This is a genomic window from Pseudazoarcus pumilus (assembly GCF_002872475.1).
Classification (GTDB): Bacteria; Pseudomonadota; Gammaproteobacteria; order Burkholderiales; family Rhodocyclaceae; genus Pseudazoarcus; species Pseudazoarcus pumilus.
In genome coordinates this window covers 2,383,815-2,405,342 of record NZ_CP025682.1, presented here as the reverse complement: position 1 = coordinate 2,405,342, position 21,528 = coordinate 2,383,815, and the positions used below count along the sequence as shown (strand labels likewise).

General features: G+C 66.9%; 23 protein-coding genes. 7 read left to right on the top strand and 16 right to left on the bottom strand.

Annotation, left to right across the window (positions count from 1 at the left end; genetic code table 11):
• Window position 1: 1 nt before the first annotated feature.
• The 4 genes from flgJ to C0099_RS11755 are packed head-to-tail and all read left to right on the top strand — an operon-like array spanning window position 2 to window position 4,588.
• Window positions 2-985: a flagellar assembly peptidoglycan hydrolase FlgJ gene (gene flgJ, locus C0099_RS11770; RefSeq protein WP_102247596.1), complete on the top strand. Its 984-nt coding sequence runs from the start codon at window positions 2-4 to the stop codon at window positions 983-985.
• 51 nt (window positions 986-1,036) lie between these two features.
• Entirely contained in the window at window positions 1,037-2,965 is a 1,929-nt protein-coding gene (gene flgK / locus C0099_RS11765; RefSeq protein WP_102247595.1) for a flagellar hook-associated protein FlgK, read from the top strand.
• Between the two features lie 11 nt (window positions 2,966-2,976).
• Entirely contained in the window at window positions 2,977-4,173 is a 1,197-nt protein-coding gene (flgL, locus tag C0099_RS11760) for a flagellar hook-associated protein FlgL (protein ID WP_102247594.1), read from the top strand.
• Window positions 4,174-4,177: 4 nt separating this feature from the next.
• Complete coding sequence (locus C0099_RS11755) at window positions 4,178-4,588, top strand: hypothetical protein (RefSeq protein ID WP_102247593.1); 411 nt, start codon at window positions 4,178-4,180, stop codon at window positions 4,586-4,588.
• Between the two features lie 58 nt (window positions 4,589-4,646).
• Here C0099_RS11755 and fliR read toward each other — a convergent pair whose 3' ends face one another.
• The 13 genes from fliR to fliF form a co-directional block, all read right to left on the bottom strand.
• Complete coding sequence (fliR, locus tag C0099_RS11750) at window positions 4,647-5,426, bottom strand: flagellar biosynthetic protein FliR (protein ID WP_102247592.1); 780 nt, start codon at window positions 5,424-5,426, stop codon at window positions 4,647-4,649.
• Between the two features lie 23 nt (window positions 5,427-5,449).
• Window positions 5,450-5,719, bottom strand: coding sequence for a flagellar biosynthesis protein FliQ (gene fliQ, locus C0099_RS11745; protein WP_102247591.1), 270 nt, complete (start codon window positions 5,717-5,719; stop codon window positions 5,450-5,452).
• A 17-nt stretch (window positions 5,720-5,736) separates the two neighbouring features.
• Window positions 5,737-6,483: a flagellar type III secretion system pore protein FliP gene (gene fliP / locus C0099_RS11740; protein WP_102247590.1), complete on the bottom strand. Its 747-nt coding sequence runs from the start codon at window positions 6,481-6,483 to the stop codon at window positions 5,737-5,739.
• 1 nt (window position 6,484) lies between these two features.
• Window positions 6,485-6,907, bottom strand: coding sequence for a flagellar biosynthetic protein FliO (gene fliO, locus C0099_RS11735; RefSeq protein ID WP_228151579.1), 423 nt, complete (start codon window positions 6,905-6,907; stop codon window positions 6,485-6,487).
• Between the two features lie 271 nt (window positions 6,908-7,178).
• The gene (gene fliN, locus C0099_RS11730) at window positions 7,179-7,685 is read right to left on the bottom strand and encodes a flagellar motor switch protein FliN (protein WP_102247589.1); all 507 of its coding nucleotides are present in this window, start codon (window positions 7,683-7,685) and stop codon (window positions 7,179-7,181) included.
• On the bottom strand, window positions 7,678-8,688 hold the full coding sequence (fliM, locus tag C0099_RS11725; RefSeq protein ID WP_102247588.1) for a flagellar motor switch protein FliM: 1,011 nt from the start codon (window positions 8,686-8,688) through the stop codon (window positions 7,678-7,680). Before fliM ends, fliN begins: the two co-directional genes overlap by 8 nt.
• Window positions 8,689-8,701: 13 nt before the next feature.
• Complete coding sequence (locus tag C0099_RS11720; protein WP_228151578.1) at window positions 8,702-9,187, bottom strand: flagellar basal body-associated FliL family protein; 486 nt, start codon at window positions 9,185-9,187, stop codon at window positions 8,702-8,704.
• Between the two features lie 150 nt (window positions 9,188-9,337).
• Complete coding sequence (locus tag C0099_RS11715; protein WP_102247586.1) at window positions 9,338-10,534, bottom strand: flagellar hook-length control protein FliK; 1,197 nt, start codon at window positions 10,532-10,534, stop codon at window positions 9,338-9,340.
• Window positions 10,535-10,604: 70 nt separating this feature from the next.
• Window positions 10,605-11,060 carry a flagellar export protein FliJ gene (fliJ, locus tag C0099_RS11710; protein ID WP_102247585.1) on the bottom strand — a complete coding sequence of 152 codons (456 nt, stop codon included), beginning with the start codon at window positions 11,058-11,060 and terminating at the stop codon, window positions 10,605-10,607.
• Window positions 11,061-11,134: 74 nt separating this feature from the next.
• On the bottom strand, window positions 11,135-12,538 hold the full coding sequence (gene fliI, locus C0099_RS11705; RefSeq protein WP_102247584.1) for a flagellar protein export ATPase FliI: 1,404 nt from the start codon (window positions 12,536-12,538) through the stop codon (window positions 11,135-11,137).
• Window positions 12,531-13,235, bottom strand: coding sequence for a flagellar assembly protein FliH (locus C0099_RS11700; protein WP_102247583.1), 705 nt, complete (start codon window positions 13,233-13,235; stop codon window positions 12,531-12,533). Before C0099_RS11700 ends, fliI begins: the two co-directional genes overlap by 8 nt.
• Before the next feature lie 21 nt (window positions 13,236-13,256).
• Window positions 13,257-14,261, bottom strand: coding sequence for a flagellar motor switch protein FliG (gene fliG, locus C0099_RS11695; protein ID WP_102247582.1), 1,005 nt, complete (start codon window positions 14,259-14,261; stop codon window positions 13,257-13,259).
• Window positions 14,258-15,946 (bottom strand): flagellar basal-body MS-ring/collar protein FliF, encoded by a 1,689-nt coding sequence (gene fliF, locus C0099_RS11690; RefSeq protein ID WP_228151577.1) that lies wholly within the window; start codon window positions 15,944-15,946, stop codon window positions 14,258-14,260. The genes fliG and fliF overlap by 4 nt, the downstream gene beginning before the upstream one ends.
• Window positions 15,947-16,077: 131 nt before the next feature.
• Here fliF and C0099_RS11685 point away from each other — a divergent pair, with 131 nt between their 5' ends.
• The 3 genes from C0099_RS11685 to fliE all read left to right on the top strand — a co-directional run bounded on the left by C0099_RS11685 (window position 16,078) and on the right by fliE (window position 19,111).
• On the top strand, window positions 16,078-17,259 hold the full coding sequence (locus C0099_RS11685; RefSeq protein WP_408634137.1) for a sensor histidine kinase: 1,182 nt from the start codon (window positions 16,078-16,080) through the stop codon (window positions 17,257-17,259).
• Window positions 17,252-18,628 carry a sigma-54-dependent transcriptional regulator gene (locus C0099_RS11680; protein WP_102247579.1) on the top strand — a complete coding sequence of 459 codons (1,377 nt, stop codon included), beginning with the start codon at window positions 17,252-17,254 and terminating at the stop codon, window positions 18,626-18,628. The genes C0099_RS11685 and C0099_RS11680 overlap by 8 nt, the downstream gene beginning before the upstream one ends.
• A 162-nt stretch (window positions 18,629-18,790) precedes the next feature.
• Complete coding sequence (gene fliE, locus C0099_RS11675) at window positions 18,791-19,111, top strand: flagellar hook-basal body complex protein FliE (RefSeq protein WP_102247578.1); 321 nt, start codon at window positions 18,791-18,793, stop codon at window positions 19,109-19,111.
• 73 nt (window positions 19,112-19,184) lie between these two features.
• Here the strand turns inward: fliE and C0099_RS11670 are convergent, their stop codons facing one another.
• The 3 genes from C0099_RS11670 to fliK are packed head-to-tail and all read right to left on the bottom strand — an operon-like array spanning window position 19,185 to window position 21,502.
• Entirely contained in the window at window positions 19,185-19,991 is an 807-nt protein-coding gene (locus C0099_RS11670; RefSeq protein ID WP_164084912.1) for a flagellar brake protein, read from the bottom strand.
• 58 nt (window positions 19,992-20,049) lie between these two features.
• Window positions 20,050-20,385 (bottom strand): EscU/YscU/HrcU family type III secretion system export apparatus switch protein, encoded by a 336-nt coding sequence (locus C0099_RS11665; protein WP_102247576.1) that lies wholly within the window; start codon window positions 20,383-20,385, stop codon window positions 20,050-20,052.
• The gene (gene fliK, locus C0099_RS11660; protein ID WP_102247575.1) at window positions 20,375-21,502 is read right to left on the bottom strand and encodes a flagellar hook-length control protein FliK; all 1,128 of its coding nucleotides are present in this window, start codon (window positions 21,500-21,502) and stop codon (window positions 20,375-20,377) included. Before fliK ends, C0099_RS11665 begins: the two co-directional genes overlap by 11 nt.
• Window positions 21,503-21,528: the final 26 nt, after the last annotated feature.

The following is a 21,528-nucleotide window of genomic DNA, read 5'->3' as shown; positions in this document are numbered from 1 at the left end:
CATGAGCGTCGCCTCCCTGAACGCGATGGATCCGCGCTCGCTGGGCGACCTCAAGCGGCTCGCGCGCGAGGGTGATTCGCCCGAGGCCTTGCGCGCCGCGGCGCAGCAGTTCGAAGCGGTGTTCATGCAGATGGTGTTCAAGGCGATGCGCGAGGCGACGCCTCCGGACGGGCTGTTCGATTCCGAGCAGACGAGCATGTTCCAGCAGCTCCACGACCAGCAGATTGCCGGTGAACTGGCCACGCGCGGCGGCGGCACCGGTCTTGCCGACGCGATCTTCCGCCAGCTCGGCGGCGAGGCGATGCAGCGGCGCAGCGGGAATACCACCGTGGGGCCGGACGGGCGGACTTACTTCGACCTTGCAGACGTGATCCGCCGGCCGGCAATTCCTGCCGCACGAAGTGCCCCCGTGGCGGAAAAGGGTTCGCCCGAAGCGGCGGAGATTGCCGCTCCGGGGGCGACGCGCCCGTCCCTCGACGGGCTGCCGGACCACGTCGGGTCTTTCGTCGGACAGGTCTGGGATCACGCCGCCGACGCGGGTCGCAAGCTCGGCGTGCCCACGCATTTCGTCGTCGCTCAGGCGGCGCTGGAAACCGGTTGGGGACGTGCCGAGTTGCGCCGGGCCGATGGCTCGCCAAGCCACAATCTGTTCAACGTCAAGGCCGGTGCGGGCTGGCGCGGCGAGGTGGTCGAACTGCCGGTGACCGAGTACGTCGCAGGCCGTGCAACCACCGAGAATGCGCGCTTTCGCGCCTACGATTCGTATGCCGAAGCCTTCGACGACTATGTCGCGCTGCTCGCGGACAATCCGCGCTATGCCGGGGTGATCGGCCAGCAGGACGCCGCCGCCTTTGCCGGCGCGCTGCAAAAGGCGGGTTATGCGACGGATCCGCAGTACGCGGACAAGCTGCAGCGGGTGATCGGCGACCGCCTCGAGGCCGTCGCCGGGAGCTTCCAGACGTCCTTTGTCGAACGGCTGCGGTGAAACTGGCAAGCTTCTTGCAGTAGTCCGGTCAAACGCCATTGGGAGTGAATCATGGCCGGAATGCTCGGAATCGGTCTGTCGGGCTTGAACGTCGCCCAGCTCAACCTCAACACGACCTCGCACAACATCAGCAATGCCAACACGCCGGGGTATTCGCGCCAGCTCGTCTCGCAACTCGCCAACGACCCCGAGTTCAGCGGTGTCGGATTCTTCGGCAACGGTGTGCAGGTGGGCAACGTCACGCGCCAGTACAACGAGTTCCTCGACACCCAGGTGCGCAACTCGCAGAACCGCTTCTCCGAGTTCCAGGCCTATGGTGCGCAGATCTCGCAGATCAACAATCTGCTCGCCGACCCCGAGGTGGGGCTCTCCCCGGTGCTCAACCAGTTCTTCGCTGCGGTGCAGGACGTCGCCGCCAATCCGACCAGCATCCCCGCACGGCAGGCCATGTTGTCGACCGCCGAGAGCGTGTCGGCGCGCATCCGCGCGATGGACGGGCGTATCCAGGAAGTGCGCGAAGGCACCGAAGCCGAGATCGGACAGAGCGTCGAGCGCATCAACTCGATCGGCCGCGACATCGCCGAACTCAACCAGCGCATTGCGCTTGCCCAGGCATCCGGTGCTCAGGGTTATCAGGCCAATGACCTGCAGGATCAGCGCAATGAGCTGCTGCTCGAACTCAATACGCTGATCCAGGCGCGCGGCATCATCGAGCGCGATGGCCAGATGAGCGTGTTCATCGGCTCCGGCCAGGCCTTGGTGCAGGGCAACAGCACGGTCCAGCTCAAGACGGTCACCAACGACCCGAACGATCCGACGCGCCAGACCATCGTCGTCGACAATCCCAGCGGAACCGACATCGTGCTGCCCGAGCGTCTGCTTGCCGGCGGTGCCCTCGGTGGCCTGTTGTCGTTCCGCAGCGAGGTGCTCGACCAGACGCAGAACCAGATCGACCTGATCGCGCGCAACCTCATCGAAGTCGTCAATCGTCAGCATCGGCTGGGTCTCGACCTGGACGGACAGGCGGGTGGCAACTTCTTCGCACCGTCGATGGTCCAGCCCGAAGGCGCGGTCACCGGCGACGCGCCGCAAGTCGCGATCGTCGACGACTCGCTGCTCGATCGCGAGAGCTACCGTCTGGAGTGGACCAGCCCCAGCACCTACACGCTGGAGCGCGTATCCGACGGGACCGTCATTGCCGACCCGGAAGCCGAGCTGGGCCTGTCCATCTCGATTCCCGGGAATGCCGTGGCCGGCGAGAGCTTCATCATCACGCCGCTGCGCGACGCCGCCCGCAGCATCACACTGTCGCCGACGATGAGCGATCCGGCGCGCATCGCCGCCGGCTCGGCCGTGACCATCGATGCCGAGGGCAACGCCGGTTCGGGTGTGGCCGTGCTGAGCGCGCAGCCCGACCAGTCGGTGGCCTATCCGTCGTCGTTCGAACTGAGTTTCGATGCGACCAACCAGGAATTGACGGGGCTGCCGCCGGGCTACGCTTTCGTGCCTGACGGCGATTACGATCCGGCCGTGGACTCGCCCAAGGAGTTCACGATCTCCGACGGCACGCAGTCGTTCTCGTTCCGCCTGTCGGGCGTGCCCTCCGACGCGGACACCTTCGCCTTCTCCTTCGATGACGCGGTCCCCGGAGACAACCGCAACATGCTCGCCATCGCCGCCTTGCAGACGAGCCGGGTGATGCTTACCGGAGCCGATGGCACGCCGCGCGCGACGATGCAGTCGGCGTACTCGCAACTGGTGTCCTTCGTCGGCAACAAGGCGCGCGAGGCGCAGACCGGCGAGAAGGCGCAGGAGTCGTTGCTGCAGCAGGCCAGGGATGCACGCGAGTCCTTTTCCGGTGTGAACCTCGACGAGGAGGCGGCCAACCTGATCCGTTTCCAGCAGGCCTATCAGGCTTCGGCGCGCGTGATGACGGTGGCGCAGCGCCTGTTCGACGAAGTGCTGTCCTTCGGCCGCTGAGGAGTGATGTGATGCGCGTATCGACCAGCATGATCTACGACAAGGGTCTGGTGCAGATGCAGAACCAGACTGCGTCCTTGCTCAAGACCCAGCAGCAGCTTGCCAGCGGGCGGCGCATCCTGACGCCGTCGGATGACCCGATCGCGGCTGCGCGCGCGCTCGAGGTCGGGCAGTCGCGCGAGGTCAATCAGCAGTTCATGACCAACCAGTCCAACGCCTATGACCGGCTGGGCGTCGTCGAAAGTCGCCTGACGGGCGTCGGCGACATCCTGCAGTACGTGCGCGAGCGTGTCGTGCAGGCGGGCAACGCGGCCTACGGTTCGAAAGAGCGCGAGGCCATTACCACCGACCTGCGTGCGCAGTACGACGCGTTGTTGGGCATCGCCAACAGCAAGGATGCGCAGGGCGACTTCGTGTTCTCCGGCTTCAAGACGAACACCCAGCCCTACGTCGGCGGCTTCGGCAACGTCGCCTACCAGGGCGACGACAGCAATGTCGGCGTACAGGTCTCGGCTGCGCGCACGATGCCGGTTTCTTTCGCGGGATCGGAAGTGTTCGCCGGCGTGCGCCTGCCCGACGATCCGGTGTGGACCGCGGCGGCCGCCGACAACACCGGCGACGGGGCAATCACGCTGGCGGGCGGCTCGGTCGCGCCCGATGCGGGCATTCGGTACGAGATCGAGTATGACGGCGCGAACTATGCGGTCACGCGCCGCGAGCCCGGACAGCCCGACCAGAACATTGCGCCGGTCACGTTCACTGCCGGGCCGCCGGACACGATCACGTTCGATGGCGGCGTCGAGTTCGAGATCGCCGGTACACCGGAGGCGGGCGATCGATTCGAGGCCTTCGTCGCCTCCGACGACATCTTCGCCAACCTCGCGCTGGTGATCGATGCCGTCGAGCGCCCCGGCGCGGCCGAGGTCGCCGATGCCGCCGTGGCCTTCGGACTCGATACGCTGGATTCCGCGCTGGAGAGCATCTCCCGCGTACGTGCACGCATCGGCTCGCAAATGGTGGAGATCGACAATCTCGCCAATGTCGGCGGCGACCTCGAGGTGCAGTACGCGTCCGAGATCTCGCGCTTGCAGGATGTCGACGTTGCCGAGGCGATCTCGCGCCTGTCGCGTCAGCAGGTCTTTCTCGAGGCCGCGCAACAGTCCTACCTGCGCGTGACCGGCCTGAGCCTGTTCAACTTCCTGAGCTGATTCGATGCGTGCCCTGCTCTGCCTTGCGATCTTTCTGCTCGCCGCCTGTGCTCCGACGTCGCAGCAACGGCACGCCCAGGGCGGTTCGGACATGTTCGCCGTGCCTGCTGCCGAGACCGCATCGGCCGAAGAAGGCTCGCGCGATGTGCTCGTGCCCGGCTGGCGCGTTGGCGTCACGCAGATCGACGAGACGCGCTATCGTCTCGAACTGCGCATGCGCACGTTGATCACCGGGGGCGCAGGCGAGGCGCGTCAGGCCTTCCTGCATGGCGCGCGCCAGCTCGTCGAGGATGGCGGCCACGCCGGATTCGACGTACTGCGCTACGAGGAGGGCATCGATTCGGGGCTGTTCTTCGGCCGGCGCAGCGCGCGCGGTGAGATCCGCGTCGTGCGTTCGCAGATGCTGGGCTACTAGAACGAATTTGCAGTTGCGCTAGCGGCCCCAGTTGCACCCGTGGGCCCGTCGCACGCCCTCATGCCATCGCGCGCAGCAGCGCGTCGATGCTTGCGAAGCCTTGCTCGAACAGGCGGTGCAGTGCGGGGCCGATCACCGTCAGGCTCAGAAAGAGCACCAGAAAGCCCACCGTCAGCGTCACCGGAAAGCCCACCGCGAAGAGATTGAGCTGCGGCGCCGCGCGCGTCAGGATGCCCAGCGCGATGTTGGCGATCAGCAGCGTCGCGACCATCGGCAAGGCCATCATCACGCCGGCGGCGAACATCAGCGCGGCGTGGCTCACGATTACCATCCAGCCGTCACGCGCGGTCGCAGCGCCCACGGGCAGCCATTCGAAGCTCTTCACGAGCACTCCGACCAGCATCAAATGGCCGTCCAGCGCCAGAAACACCAGCAATGCCAGCAGACCGAGAAACTCGGCGATGACCGAGGTCTGGCCGCCGGTGGTGGGGCTGAAGAAGATGGCGAAGGACAGACCCATCTGCAGGCCGATCATCTCGCCGGCCACGTCCACCGCAGCGAACATCAGACGCATCATGAAGCCGATCGCCACGCCGATCAGCACCTGGTGCATGAGCAACCCGAGCGCATCCCAGGAATCGGTCGGTACCGCCGGCATGTCCGGCAGTGCGGGCAGCACCGCCAGCGCGATGGCCAGGCCCGCAGCGAGGCGCACGCGTATCGGAATGCCGCGGTTGCTCCACAGGGGCGCGGATGCGAACAGGCCGAGCAGGCGCGCGATCGGGAACATGAAGGCAGCGAGCCAGGCGTCGAGTTGAGCGGCGGTGACCTGGAGCATGGCGAAAGGCTGTAGACCAGCCGTCAGCCGATGGTGGTCGGGATGCCGCTGATCAGGCGGGTGGCCAGATCCATGATCAGCGTGATCATCCACGGGCCGGCGGCCACGGCCGTGATGAAGATCGCGATCAGCTTCGGTACGAACGACAGGGTCATTTCGTTGATCTGCGTCGCCGCCTGAAAGATGCTCACCACCAGGCCGGTGATCAGGGCGGCGAGGAACAGCGGCGCGCTCATCATCAACGTCACCTGTACGGCCTGCCGGCCGATGTCCATCACGGTACCTGCATCCATTGCGTGTTCTCCGGAAACTACATTGCGAAGCTCTGCACGAGCGAGCCGATGAGCAGGGTCCACCCATCGATCAGCACGAACAGCATGATCTTGAACGGCAGGGACACGATGACTGGCGACATCATCATCATGCCCATCGACATCAGCACCGATGCGACCAGCATGTCGATGACCAGGAACGGGATGAAGACGATGAAGCCGATCTGGAAGGCGGTCTTGAGTTCGGACGTGACGAAGGCCGGCACGACCACGCGCATCGGCAGATCCTCGGCGCGCTCTACCGGCGGTGTCCTCGACAGGCGTGCGAACAGCGCCAGATCGTTCTCGCGCACCTGGGCGAGCATGAAGGCCTTGACCGGGCCGGTGGCCCGCAAGGCCGCCTCGTCGAGTTCGATCTCGCCGACCGACAGCGGCTGCCAGGCATCGGCATACACCCGCTCGGCCACCGGCGACATGATGAAGAAGGTCAGGAACAGCGCCAGGCCAAGCAGCACCTGGTTGGGGGGTGAGGTCTGCGTGCCCAGCGCTGAGCGCAACAGGGCGAAGACGATGATGATGCGTGTGAAGCAGGTCATCATCAGCACGATCGCGGGAATGAACGACAGTACGGTGAGCAGCAGCAGCGTCTGGATGCTGAGGCTGTAGCTGGTGCCGCCGCCGGGCGTGTCGGTGGCGGTGAATGCGGGTACGCCTTGGGCGATGGCCGCGAGTGGAGCGGCCAATAGGATGGCGGCGAGGAGCGTGCGCAGGCAGCGGCCGTGCATCTCAGCCCCCCCGGTTGCGGCGCTCGAGCGCCTTGGCGAGCCAGTTCTGGAAGTCTCCGCCCCCATTTGTGGGCGCGTCCGGAGCATGGCGGCGGAACTCCTCGGCGGGCAGTGTGTGCAGCGTGTTGACGCTGCCCTGGGTGACGCCCAGCACGAGAATCTGGTCAGCCAGCTCGACCAACACCACGCGCTCGCGCGGGCCGACCGGTGCGGCGCCGAGCACCTTCAGGCCGGTGGCGGCACCGCGCGGGCCCGACAGACGCTTGATCAGCCACAGGCTGCCGAGCAGCAGGGCGACGACGACGGCCAGGCCGCCGACCATCTGCACCAGTGAACTGCCCAGATCGGGCGCGGCTTCGCCGGCCGCAGCGGCCGGGACGCTCGCGAGCACGGTGACGGACAGGAAGGGGAGAATCGGGGGCACGGGCGCATCCGGGGATTCGACGCCTCCAGCATAGGGGCGGGAGCGGTCCCGGATCGCTCGGATAAGGCGGCAAATCTTGCCGCTAATCGGTGCTTGGTGTCGCCGCGACCGACGTTCCGTCGCAGCCGTAGGTCGCGGCGAGCGAAGCGAGTGCGACACCCACCGTGCCGGTTTGCGCGCCGTTCGGGTGGCGGCTGCGGCTGGCCGGGGTGTCGCACTCGCCTATGGCTCGATGCGACCTACGCCTGGGGCGACCTTCGCCTGCGGGATCTCAGCCGCGCAGTTTGCGCATGCGCTCGCCCGGCGTGATGATGTCCGTCAGGCGGATGCCGAACTTGTCGTTGACCACCACGACCTCGCCCTGTGCGATCAGCGTGCCATTGACCAGCACGTCCATGGGCTCGCCGGCCAGGCCGTCGAGTTCGACCACGGACCCGTGCGCGAGCTGCAGCAGGTTGCGGATCGACAGCTTGGTGCGGCCCAGCTCCACGGTGAGCTGCACCGGGATGTCGAGGATCATGTCGAAGTCGTTCATCGACCCGGCGCGTGCGCTGCCGCTGCCGAAATCCTCGAACAGATGGCTGGCGGGCTTTGCCTGGAAGGGCGATTCGTCTTCTTCGGCCGCCTCGGCCAGTTCCTTGGCGACGCGCTCGGCCTCGTCGTCCCCGACCGCGTCGGCCGCAGCCTGGCCGCTGTCCTCGGCGCTGGCCTGCTCGGCCATTGCGGCGGCCCAGTCGTCCTCGCTGATCTGGGATTCTTCGGTTTCGTTCTCAGCCATGGTCTTCTCCGGCCAGGGTTTGCGGTTCCGCGCGTTCCTCTTCGGCGACGAAGTGGTCGACGCGGATCGCGTAATGTCCGTCCTGCGTGCCGAACTGGCCGCGGATCACGGGTACGCCGTCGACCTCGACGCACAGGTGCGTAGGCACGTCCAGCGGGATGACGTCGCCGGCGCGCATGTTGACGATGTCGCCGAGCGTGACCTGGGCCGTGCCGAACTGCGCGGTGAGGGGAATCTCGGCAGTCTGCAACTGGCGCGACAGCAGCTTCACCCAGCGGTTGTCCTGGGTCAGGTGGTCGCTCTGCATGGTCGAGTAGAGCAGGTCGCGGATCGGCTCGACCATCGAATACGGCTTGCAGATGTGCAATTCGGCCTGGGCACCGCCGAATTCCAGCGTGAAGGTGGTCGCGATGACGATCTCGGACGGCGTGGCGATGTTCGCGAACTGCGAGTTCATCTCCGAGCGCACGTACTCGAGCTCGATCTTGTACACCGGCGCCCATGCGCGCGCGTACTCGTTGAAAACCACCTCGAGCATGCCCTGGATGATGCGCTGCTCGGTGGGCGTGAAATCACGCCCCTCGACTCGGGTATGGAAACGCCCGTCCCCGCCGAAGAGGTTGTCGACGACGAGGAACACCAGATTGGGGTCGAACACCACCAGCCCGGTGCCGCGCAGCGGCTTGACCTGGACCAGGTTGAGGTTGGTCGGCACGACCAGGTTGCGAACGAACTCGCTGTACTTCTGAACCTTGATGGGGCCTACCGAGATTTCGGCGCTGCGGTGCATGTAGTTGAACAGGCCGATACGCAGGTAGCGGGCGAAGCGCTCGTTGATGAGCTCCATCGTCGGCATGCGGCCGCGGACGATGCGCTCCTGCGTGGCCAGGTTGTAGGGGCGGACGCCGCCGCTTTCCTCGTCGCCGCCTTCGGGTTCGTCCGGCTCCCCCGTGACGCCACGGAGCAGGGCATCCACTTCATCCTGGGAGAGAAAATCGGACATGCGCTCAGCTCCGTTACTGGATGATGAACGAGTTGAACAGCACCGAATGCACGATCGCGGTGGGGCCGCGCTCGGCCGGCGAGCCCAGCACCGCGTTGACGTCGGCCGCGATCTCGCCGGCCAACTGCTCCTGCCCGGGCGGCGTCGAAATCTCCGACGGCAGTTTGCCGGTCAGGCGCAGATTGATGCGATGACGGATCTCGGGCATGAAGGCGCTGAGTCCCTGCGCTGTCTTCTCGTCTGCAACTCGCATGGCCATGATCACCTGAAGATACCGCTCACCGCTTTCCGGCTGCAGGTTGACGACGAATGGATCGAGTGCGACGAAGGTTGGCGGCTTCTCCATGCTGACCTGCGCGGCTGCAGGTTCCTGTACGGACTCGGTCCCGTCGCCGGCCAGATCGTTCTTCTTCTGCAGCAATAGCCACACGACCACACCTGCTCCGATGGCCAGGACGACGAGCACGATCACGACGATGGTCAGCAACTTGCCGCCCAAGCCGCGCTTCTTCTTCGGTGCCTCGGCGTCGTCCAGGGTAGGTTGTTTCGCAGGTGGCATTCGGTTCTCCGGTCGAGTTCAGCACATTATGCTCGATCCGGAACGGTTGAAACGACCGAATAGCGGGACGGGGCGGCGTCAATTCCGTATTCATGCGAAGGTGTCGATGACGCCGGTGCCGCCACGTATCCAGTTCGCGACCGGCGAGCTGCCGACCCCGATGGCGGGGCCGTCGTTGTCGCCAGAGCCCGATGCGTGACGCGAACCGCCGTCACGTTCGTGCGGTGCGGACTGGTCGCCGGAGGTTCCGACGCTCGTCTGTCCCAGATTGATTCCCGCCTGTTGCAGCACCTCGCGCAAGCGCGGCATCGCCTGTTCGAGGGCGTCGCGCGTGGCCTGGGTTGCCGCGACGAAGTGGGCCGTGGTCTGGTCGCCGTTCACTTGGATCGATACGCCCAGTTTACCCAGACTCGGCGGAGTCAGTTGCAGTTCCGCACGGCTTTCATTGCGTCCCAGCATCCACGCGACCTGATTGCCGACCTCGGCCGCCCAGCCGCGATGGCCCACCGTGGTCGCCACGGGGAGTTGTACAACCGTACTCTGCGAGGCCTGCGCAGCGTCTACGCGGGTCGCGAAAGGCATCACTGCGGTCTGTACGCCGCCCATGTTCGCTTCGCCGCGCGTATTTGCGGCAAGCATGGATTCGGCGCCGCCCGAAGCAGACCGGTTGCCGTTCGCCTGCGCGAACAGGTTCAGGATCTGTGCGGCATTCTTGTCGCGGGCCTCCGGATGCGGTGCATCCTTGCCGCCAAGCAGGTCGGCGATGCCCAGTGCGAGCTTGCTGCCACGCAGTCCGGGCATTTCGATGGCTTCATCCTCGCTCGAAGGTCCGTCGCTGGCGCCGCGTGCGGCGATGAAAGCGGCGATGATGGCGGCAATGTCTGCCGGCAGGGCGGCAGGCGCCGCCGCCTGCGCGTCTTCCTCGCCGGGCTTCGCGCGCGCGCCCTGTTCCGGCGGCGCGGTCTGCTCGGCGCCATCCGCGCGCTTTTCGGGCGAGTCGGGTGCGTTCGCGGGACGCCCCTCGGCGGGTCGATCCGGGTGTTCCGGGTTCTCCGGCCGGACTTCACGTCGCTCGGGCTGCTCGGCCGTGCGCATTTCGCGCGCTTCGTTGCGGCGCCCGAAATCCTTGTCGGCAGCGGGGTCGCGGCCCGATTCGGGTTGGCGGGCACGGTCCAGTGCCGCTTCGAATCCCATGACATCGCCGCTGCCGCTGCCTGCTGGCTGCAGCAGGGAGACCGGATTCAGATCGTGACGGGCGCTGCCCGACTGGATGGATGGCTGTGCCATTGCGCGGATCCCTGGTTGAATGACTCAGGCGGGATGTAGCAATCGCCGTGCCAGGTCGGTCGGCAGCCCTTCAGTCGTGCTCGCCGGATGCCTTGCGCGCGAACAGATTGCTGGAATGCTCGTCGGCCTGACGCTGCTCGAGCTTCTGTTCGGCGCTGCGTTGGCGTTCCTGATGTCGTTCGTGCAGGGTGTCGAAGGCCTTGACGCGGCTACGCTGGTTGACCCAGGCCTGCTTGCCGGCGGCGGTGCGTTGCTGCGACTGGTCGAGCTGCTTGCGCTGGATTTCGATGGCTTCGTCGATGCGCGCCATGAAGGCACCGTAGTTGCGCAAGGCCTCGACGCCGAGTCCGTCGCTGGCGGCGTCGCGAAAACGCGCGAGATATTCGCGACGGTATTCCTGCAGCATCTCGAGCTTGCGCGAGCCTTCCTGCTCCTGCGCGATCAGCCGCCCGAGCTCCGAGGTCGCCTCGTCGAGGTGGCCACGCGACCGGTCGAGCAGAGGCTGGAGGACGAAGGGTTTGGTCATAAGGTGCGAGGGTCGTCCGGTTGCGGTTGGATGGTGCGCGGTCGGTGCACTCTAAACCCTGGCGCGCTGCGTCGTCACGTCTGTGTCGGAAACAGGGCGGCGAGCTTGTGCGCGGCGCTGTCGAAGCCTTCGCGCTCATCGATGCCTTGCTGGAGGAACAGTTCCAGCCCGGGATACATCGCGACCGCCTGGTCGAGCGTGGGATCGGCGCCCGGCTGATAGGCACCCACCGAGATCAGGTCGTGCGAGCGCTGGTAGCGCGCGAACAGCTGCTTGAAGCGGCGCACATGCGCCATGTGCTGCGGCGGGACGAGATTCTGCATGGTGCGCGAGATCGATTGCTCGATATCGATAGCCGGATAGTGGCCCTGGTCGGCGAGCGTGCGCGAGAGCACGATGTGGCCGTCGAGGATGGCGCGAGCGGCATCGGCGATGGGATCCTGCTGGTCGTCGCCTTCGGCCAGCACGGTGTAGAAGGCGGTAATCGAGCCGCCGCCTTCAGAGCCGTTGCCGGCGCGCTCGACGAGTGCTGGCAGGCGCGCGAATACGCTTGGCGGATAGCCGCGCGTGACCGGCGGCTCACCAATGGCCAGAGCGATCTCGCGCTGGGCCATCGCGTAGCGCGTGAGCGAATCCATGATCAGCAGCACCTGCTTGCCCTGATCGCGGAAATGCTCCGCCACCGTGGTGGCGTAGGCCGCGCCCTGCATGCGCATCAGCGGGCTGGTGTCGGCCGGCGCGGCGACCACCACCGAGCGCGCCAGTCCGTCGCGCCCGAGGTTCTCCTCGATGAATTCCTTGACCTCGCGTCCGCGCTCGCCGATCAGGCCGACGACGATCACGTCGGCGACGGTGTAGCGCGCCATCATGCCGATAAGCACCGACTTGCCCACGCCCGAGCCTGCGAACAGGCCCACGCGCTGGCCACGACCGACGGTGAGCATGGCGTTGATCGCGCGGATGCCCACGTCGAGCACGCTGCGGATCGGCGCGCGCGAGAGCGGATTGACCGCGCGCGCCTGCAGCGAGCGTGACACGCCGCCTTCGATCGTGCCGAGCCCGTCGAGCGGCCGGCCGGCGCCGTCGACGACCCGGCCGAGCAGGCCGTCGCCCACCGGCAGATGCTTGGCGCGATCGGCGTTGCGGCGGAAGGGGCGCAACTGGCCGTTTGGGTGGATCGGCGGTGGGCCGTTTTCGACCGGGTGCACCGGCGCGCCGGGCGCGAGTCCGAAGACTTCGTCGGTGGGCATCATGAAGATGCGCTCACCGTGAAAGCCGACCACCTCGGCTTCGACCATGCCGCCGCCGATGGTGCCGATGCGGCAACTGGCGCCCAGTGGCAGCTTGATGCCGGCCGCCTCCATGACCAGGCCGTTGATGCGGGTCAGCCGCCCGGCGATGCGGATCGGCGCGATGCTGCCGGCCAGTTCGGCGTGCCTGGCGATGAAGCGGCGCCAGTTGTCGACACGATCATTCATCGTCCGCGTTTGCCCGCTCGCCACGGCCGATGCTGGTGAGCACACGCTCCCAGCGCGTCTCGACGGTGGCGTCGATGTCACTGCCGGCGGTCTCCAGACGGCAGCCGCCGCGCTGCACCGCGGTGTCCTCGATCAGATGATGGTGGCCGGCTTCGAGCTGGTCGTCGAGGTGCTCGCGCACCAGCTTGATGTCGTCCGGATGCAGATGGATGCGCACCTTGCCCTGGGGGACGTGCTGCAGGGCCTCGCGCACGGTCGTCGCCACCGCCTCGGGACGGGTCGTGAGGGTCTCGCCGACCATCTGGCGGGCCAGCACGATGGCGAGTTCGACGATCTCGTTGGCGACCTCGCCACCCAGCCGGTCAAGCGCCTCGTCCATGTTTCTGACCAGTTCGGCCAGACGCGCCGCCTCGTCGCGCGCATGGGCCTCTTCGGCCGCGGCGCGCTTGCGTCCCTCGTCGTAGCCGGCCTTCTCACCGTCGCTGCGCGCCTGCTCGAACATGCCTTCGATCTCGTCGGCCGTGGGCAGATGCACTTGTGGCTCGGTCGCCTCCGGTTCGGGTGGCGCGGGCTGGTCCGCGCTTGCCGCGTTGGACTCGTCGGCCGTTTCGTCCGGTGTTTCGGGCTCTTCGGCGTCGAATGCCGGGGGCTGCCAGCGTTGGTAGGCGCCAGTGGCCTGGTGTCGGGTAATGGACATCTATGCTCCCGGTGACCGTGGTCAAACGAAGGCGTCGTCGGAACCGCGTCCGCCGAGCACCAGTTGGCCTTCCTCGGCCAGGCGTCGCACCGTCTTGAGGATTTCCTTCTGTTCGGCCTCGACCTCGGACAGGCGCACCGGCCCGCGCGCTTCCAGGTCCTCGCGCATCATCTCGCCGGCACGCTGCGACATGTTGGCGAAGAACTTCTCGCGCAACTCCTCCGAGGAACCCTTGAGCGCGATCACTAGCGAGTCGGACTGGATCTCGCGCAGCAGGGTCTGCATGCCGCGGTTGTCCAGATCGAGCAGGTTCTCGAAGACGAACATCTCGTCGAGGATCTTCTGCGCCAGTTCCGCGTCGTACTCGCGCACATTGTCGAGAATCGCGGTCTCGGATGCGGCGCCGACGAAGTTGAGGATCTCGGCGGCGTGGCGCACGCCGCCCATCGCGGCCTTCTTGATCGACGAGGATGCGCCGGCGAGCAGTTGCGTCAGGGAGTCATTGAGTTCCTTGAGCGCGATCGGCTGCACGCCGTCGAGCGTGGCGATGCGCAGCAGTACGTCGTTGCGCAGGCGGTCGCTGAACTGCTTGAGGATCTCGCCCGCCTGGTCGAACTCCAGATGCACGAGGATGGTGGCGATGATCTGCGGGTGCTCGTTGCGGATCAGGTCGGCGGCGGTGGCCGCGTCCATCCATTTCAGGCTTTCGATGCCGGCCGTATCCGAGCCCTGCATGATGCGCGAGATGATGTGGCCCGCGCGCTCGTCGCCGAGCGCCTTGGTGAGCATGTTGCGGATGTGTTCCTCGCTCGCTTCGAGCGGCGCCCCTTGTTCGAAATGGGCTTCCAGCTCGCCGATGATGGCCTCGACCTTGGCCCGCGACTGGGCCGGCAGCGAGGCCATCGCGAGCCCGAGCTTCTGCACTTCGCGCGGTCCCAGATGACGCAGCACCTCGGCGGCCTCGTCCGAGCCCAGCGTGAGCAGCAGCAGGGCGCTTTTCTCGACGCCCGGGTCGGTCGCGCTCATTTGCGCTTCTCCTCGTTGCCGGTCGGGTTCATCCAGCTACGGATCAGGTTCGCCACCGCCTTCGGGTCCGCCTGAGCCATTTCACGTGCGTTGGACAGGCGCGCATCGAAGTTCTTCTGCGACTGCTTGTTGGAGAGTTTCACCATGAAATCCTCCTGGGTTGCCCCCTCGTCGCCCTCGGCGGTGCCTGCGCCCGCTTCGGCAGCGTCGCCCGGTGCTGGTTGCGGCGGTGTGGTGAGCGTGCGCATGAGCGGGCGGATCACGCCAAAATACGCGAAGGCCAGCGCCAGCGCCAGCGCCAGGTATTTCGCCGCGAGCTTGGCCGGTTCGACGATTTCGGGATCCTTCCACAGCGGCAGTTCCACCGGTTCGGGAACTTCGCCTGCCGCGAACGGTGCGCTCGAGATCTGCACGACATCGCCACGCGCCTCGTCGAAGCCGATCGCCCCACGCACCAGCGCGGTGATGCGTTGCATCTGTTCCGGGGTGAGGGTGACTTCGCGGGTCTGGCCGTTGGGCATGGTCTCGGTGCGATCGCGCACGACGACGGCCACGGACAACTTGCGTACCTGTCCGGTAGCGTGCCGGATGTGCTGGATGTTGCGGTCCAGTTCGTAGTTGAGCGTGGCCGAGCGGTTGCGGGTCACCGGGCGATTGTCGGCTTCGTCCTCGCCCTCGCCGGCGTCCGGGTCGACGATCGGCGCTTCGGCCGGGACCGGAGGCTGGTTGGTCAGCGCGCCGGGTACACCACCCGGGCCGGCGACGCCGCTGAACTGCTCGGAGGTCTGCTGGCTGCGGATGGCCTGCTCTGGCGCTGGATTGGGGGTGAAGCTCTCGGCGGTTTCCTCGATGCGGCTGAAATCGACGTCGGCAGCGACCTGTGCGCGGAAGTTGCCCGCGCCGACCAGCGGTTCGAGCAGCGCTTCGACACGGCGCAGGTAGGTGGCCTCGAGCTCGCGCACATAGCTCAGTTGCGTCGCGTCGAGCGCGGCATCGCGTCCGGCGCCCGGTGGGCGCGTGAGCAGATCGCCGTTCTGGTCGACGACGCTGACATCATCGTTGGACAGCTTTGGCACGCTCGACGAGACCAGGTGCACGATGCCGGCGATCTGCGAGCCGTCGAGCACGCGTCCGGGATACAGGGAGACCATCACCGACGCTGACGGCCGTTGCTCGTCGCGCAGGAAACCGCTCTGCTTGGGCATCGCCAGATGCACACGGGCGGCCGCCACCGACGAGATCGACTGGACGGTGCGCGACAGCTCGCCTTCGAGCGCGCGCTGATAGTTCACCTGCTCGAGAAACTGCGACACGCCCAGACGCTGGTTCTCCATGACCTCGAAGCCGACCAGGCCACCCTTGGGCAGGCCCTCGGCCGCCAGTTGCAGGCGCACGTCGTGTACCCGGTCGGACGGCACCATGATGGCGCTCCCTCCGGGGCCGATGCGGTAAGGGACGTTGCGCTGCTGCAGCGCCGTGACGATGGCGCCGCCGTCGCGCTCCTCGAGGTTGGCGAAGAGTACGGCGTAGTCGGGCGCACGCGTCCACAGCAGGGTGCCTACGACAAGCGCCACTGCCAGCGCAATCGCCGCCGCACCGGCGAGCTTCTGGCGCTGACTCAGATTGTTCAGTTGTTGCAGCATCTGCTGCGGTGAAGCGGTGGTGGCGGTGTCGGCGGCAGCCATGGCGGGGTTCCCTTGCGCGTCGCATTGACGGATGGCGGCATTGTCGGCGTACGCATGCAAGCATGCTCGCGCGAAAAGCGGCATTTTTTGCCGCCTGTTTGCCGGTTACCATAGACGAACGCGTGATTAGGCTGTCAGCCGTGAAAGAACCCGCCACTCCTGCCGCGCCACAACTGCCCGATGGCCAGCGCCTCGATGCCGCGCAATTGGCCGAGGCGTTTACGCTGTTCGCGCGCGCGTCCGAGGAACTGTCCGGGGCCTACAACGCCCTGCAGGCGCAGGCCGCCCAGCTCACCGAGCGCATGAACGTACTCATGGGGGCGCTGCCTGCGGGGGTCGTCGTACTCGATAGCGAGCGGCGCATCGTGCAGTGCAACCGCGCAGCGCGCGGCCTGCTCGGTGCCGGATGCGAGGGGGAGGCCTGGCGGTCCGTGCAGGCGCGATTCGTGGCGACCAGCACGCCCGGCGAGGTGTCGCTCGGCGAGGGCGCCGAGGCGCGCCGTCTGGCCCTGTCCGAGGCGGCCGTCGAGTCCGGCGAGGAGCACATCGTGCTGATTCACGACGTGACCGACGCGCATCGCATGCGACTGGCCGCCGAGCGCAACGAACGGCTCGCCGCGATGGGCGAGATGGTCGCGGGGCTGGCGCATCAATTGCGCACGCCGCTGTCGGCGGCCCTGTTGTATACCGCCGGTCTGGCCAAGCCGGAACTGCCGCCTGCCGACCGCGAGCGGGTTGCGGAGCGCGCGATCGAGCGCCTGCGCCATCTCGAACGGCTGATCGGCGACATGTTGCGCTTTGCGCGCGGGGATCAACTCGGGCGCCAGAGCTTTGGGGTGTGCGAACTGCTGCGGGAACTGGCACACACACTCGAACCGGTCGCGCGGGCACGGCGCGTGCGCTTCGTCAGCCGCTGCGATTGCGACGACTACGAGGTCTTCGGCGACCGCAAGGCCCTGGGTGGCGCGCTGACCAATCTGATGGAGAACGCGATCCAGATCTCGCACGAAGGCGGCGAAGTGCGCGTGGACGTGTCGCTCGAAGGCGATGAACTCGTGTGTGTGGTCGCCGACGATGGGCCGGGCATCGCGCGGGCGGAACAGGCGCGCGTGTTCGAGCCCTTTTTCACCACGCGCACCGATGGCACCGGGCTCGGCCTGGCCATCGCGCGCGATGTCGCACGAGCCCATGGCGGCGACGTCGCGCTCGCATCCCAGCCGGGGCGCGGCGCGACATTCACGCTGACCTTGCCCGTTCATCCGCCGGCCGGCGACGCCGTACCCCCGACTGGAGACTTGTTCCCCCATGAGTGAAGCGATTCGACTGCTCGTCGTAGAGGACGACGCCGCGCTGCGCGATGCGGTGTGCATGACGCTGGAGATGGCCGGCCATCACGTGGTCGGCGTCGATGGCGGGCCGCCGGCCCTGGACGCGATTGCGACCGAACCCTTCGATCTGGTCATCAGCGATTTGCGCATGCAGCCGATGGACGGTCTCGAACTGCTGGGCGCGATCCGCGCGCGCCTGCCGCAGATGCCGGTGCTGTTGATGACGGCCTACGGTGACGTCGAGAAGGCGGTCGCGGCGATGCGCGGCGGCGCCTGCGATTTTCTGATGAAGCCCTTCGAGCCCGAGGGGCTGCTCGGCTACGTGCGGCGTTACGCGCATGTGCCCTCGAACGAGGACGAGGTGGTTGCCGGGGATCCGCGTACACGCCAGTTGCTGCAGATGGCCGCACGGGTCGCATCTTCCGATGCCACCGTCCTGCTCACCGGCGAGTCCGGTACCGGCAAGGAAGTGTTTGCGCACTACATCCATGCGCATTCGCCGCGCGCGGCCCGGCCCTTCGTCGCGATCAATTGCGCGGCGATCCCCGAGAATCTGCTCGAAGCCACGCTGTTCGGCTATGAGAAGGGTTCCTTCACCGGCGCGCAGGTTTCGCAGGCCGGCAAGTTCGAGCAGGCCCAGGGGGGCACGCTGCTGCTCGACGAGATTTCCGAGATGCCGTTGGCGCTGCAGGCCAAGTTGCTGCGGGTGTTGCAGGAGCGCGAAGTCGAGCGCGTGGGCGGCCGCAAGAGCATCGATCTGGATATTCGCGTACTGGCGACAAGCAACCGTGACATGGCCTCCGAGGTCGCCGCAGGACGCTTCCGTGAAGACCTGTACTACCGGCTCAACGTGTTCCCGCTGGCGATCCCTGCGCTGCGGGAACGTCCCGGCGACATCCTGCCGCTGGCGGCGCATTTTCTCTCGCGACATGCCGCCGCGATGCGCCGCAGCGCGAGGCTCGATCCGGGCGCCGAGGCCGCACTCGTCGCCCATGCCTGGCCGGGGAACGTGCGCGAACTCGAGAACGCGATGCAGCGCGCGCTGATCCTCGCGCCTGCGGAGTCGATCGACGCCGCGACCCTGTCGATGTGCCTGCCCGCGGGGGCCATATCTGCCGCACCGGCCAGCATGGGCGCGACACCGGTTGCGCCGTCGGCAATTGCTGCCGCGCCGGGCATCGTTGCCGGCGGAAACCGCCCCGACAACATGAAGGATCTGGAGCGCGAGCACATCCTGACAACCCTGCGCGAGGTTGGCGGTTCGCGCAAGTTGGCGGTCGAACGCCTGGGCATTTCCGAGCGCACGCTGCGCTACAAGCTGCAGCAATATCGCGCGGAGGGCCATGATTGCTGAGAGGACGCTCAAGATCGGGGGCGTGGGGCCGTAGGAAAGATATGGGTGGCGTTCCCGGGAACGCTTCCTCAGGCGGTTGCGTTGGCGGAAGTTGAACTTTTGGCACGCCGATTGCTCTGCTAGACTGTCACTGCGCAAACGTGTTTTGCGAGGTAGGAGTCCATGGATACGCGCGGCATCGAACAACTCATCGGCGAACTGCGGGCCACATCCCAGTCGGCCGCAGCCAAGCCGGCGCAGTCCGCTGCGGGCGAGGGCGGGGTCGACTTCGCCCAGGTGCTGCAGTCCGCCCTCAAGGACGTCAGCTCCGCCTCGGCCGAAGCGCGCAACATGACCAAGGAGTTCACCGCGGGCAACCCGGATGTCGAGCTTCAGGACGTGATGGTCAATCTGCAGAAGGCGAGCCTGTCCTTCCAGCAGATGGTGCAGGTGCGCAACCGTCTGGTGTCCGCTTACCAGGACATCATGAACATGCCGATGTAGGTCGTCATCAACCGCCGCGCATCAAGAAATAAAGCCGCTTCGAGCGGCTTTTTTGTTGGGCGGTGCGAAAGGTTCAGTCGGGGCTTTCGAGCAGGCGGCGCTCGCGTTCGATCTTGAAGATGTAGCGCTGGATCTGGTTGGTGAAGCGGGCCGGCATGTCGACGATCTCGCAGCCGGCGCGCACGTTCCGGACGCCATTGGGGTTGGTCGTCTGGTGCAGGTTGCGTACCTTCAGGTGTACCTTCGCGGTGTCGCTGTCGGGCAGGGAAATCAGGCAGTCGGTCAGTTCGATGCCGACGGCCAGTTCCAGCGTGTCGGCCTCGAATACCAGTGCGATGCCGTCCATGCTCACATCAGCCACGCGCGGACGCACGACCCGCGCTGCAGGGGGGGCACCAGCAGCGTCGCCGTTGTCGCCGCAATCTTGGGGATACACGGTGACCTGACACACCACCGGATTGTTCATCGGGACCGACATGCGGAAGGCTTGACGTCGCTGCAGGCGCAGGATGGACGCGGGCAGCGGGGCGAACAGCGCCGGCAGGTCGTCCCAGGTAACGCCGGTGACCTCGTGCAGGTCGAACTGGATGCGCACGCCGTCGAGCTGGGCCGAACAGGTCAGGAAGTCGCTGGCGACTGCCTGGGTGTTGAGCCACTCGTCGGGACTGACATCGAGCACCAGGCCGCGCGGACCGCAGTCGAGTACTGCGCTGACGAAACGATGGCTGCCGGCGTCGATGTGCGCGTTGAGCAGCACGCGCTGCTTGTTCATGCGACGCAGCGTCAGCAGGATCTCGCCCGGATCATGGAGCAGGTGGTCGGGAAAATGCTCGGGCTTGAGCAGACCGGTGAACGTGGCAGCTTCGTGGTGTTCGGCCATGCGTGCGTGGGGCGCGGTTCTGGGTGAATGGGGAGACCACTTATAACACGGAGCGCGTTCAGCCTGGGCGCGTGTCGGCGGGCCGGCCGAACGGTGGATGCGAGCGCGCTCCGCCGTCGCCGCGTTCGACCGAATACAGCCATGCAAGCAGCTCCGCGACTGCAACATAGAGTTGCGGGGGAATGCGCTCGTCGAGGTCGACCTGCATCAGCAGACCGACGAGTTCAGGCGACTCATGGACGTACACGCCGGCTTCACGAGCGCGCTCGATGATCTCCTGGGCGAGCAGTCCACGCCCCTTGGCGACGACCCGCGGAGCGGATTCTCCGGACGCATAGGTGAGCGCCACGGCCTCGTCCGAGGCGCGCGTGTTGGGCTTGTCCTCATTCGCCATCGCGCACCTCGGCGACGAATCCGGTCAGCGGGACGTCGGCGGCCGACAGCGCCGCGTCGAGTCGGTCGTGTGCCGCTTCGAGCGCGGCGGCGGTGGCCGCATCGTCCGAGACCAGGCGAATCGCGACGCCTGCCGCGGTGAGGTGCAAGCGCGCTTCGAGCGAGCCCAGTCGGGGCATGGTCAGGCGCAAGGTGGAGTCCCACCCGTCCTGCCCGTCGGATGCGTGCTCCTCTCCGCCTTCGCGCCACGGATCTTCAAGCTCCCACTCGAAGCGTTGTCCCGGCCATGCCTGGCCGTGCAGCAGGTATTGCTGGGTCGCCATCGCGTCGAGTTGCTGATGAACCACCGGCATCAGGCGCTCGGCGACGACCGGACCGCGGCTCTGGGCCGCAGCCTGCGCGGCGTCCGCGGCGCGCTCGGCGAGCGCTTCGCCGCCACGCCCGATGAAGCTTGTCGCGGTACTCGGTGCGACCCGTGGCGCACTGGCCGTCTCGTTGCGCGCGAGCGCAGGCTGCTGGCCCTGGGGCTCGGCGCGCAGCGCATCCGTGCCGGTGCGTCCGGCAAGCCATTTGGCCTGATGTGCCTCGTAGAACAGACCGCTCTGCGAGAGCGCCTGTCGCAGCAGTGGCGCGAGGTCCGCGCCGCCGTGCGCCGGGGGCGCCGACAACAGCGGCCGGCCCGCTGCGAGGGCGGTGGGCTGTGGCGTCGGCTGGCCCGTCAGCAGGAAGCTGATGAGGCGTCCGGTGGGGCTGAGCTGCGGACGGGAAGCGACTTGCGCGCCGACATTGGCCGGATTCTGCGTGCCGCTGCCTTCGCCCACGACGCGGGCGAAAACCGCATTCGCGGTGTTGCGCGTGACGACGAGTTCGAGTGCGTCTCCGGCCTTGGCCGGATGGTTGAGGGCGAGGGTGTACTCGCGGCCGGCGACCAGTGCCTGAAAGGTGTTGTCCGGCAGCGCCCGGGTGATCTGGGCCGTGAACTGCTGCCCCGGCAACAGCTGTGGCAGGCGTGCCTGGATCTCGCGCACGCGCGCGGTGCCTTGCACCGGCGGTTCGCTGTCGAAGAAGCTCGCCTCGGCAAGAAGACGCAGGCGGGCGGCGAGATCGGTGGGAATCACGGGGCCTCCACGGCGTGCTCAGTGCC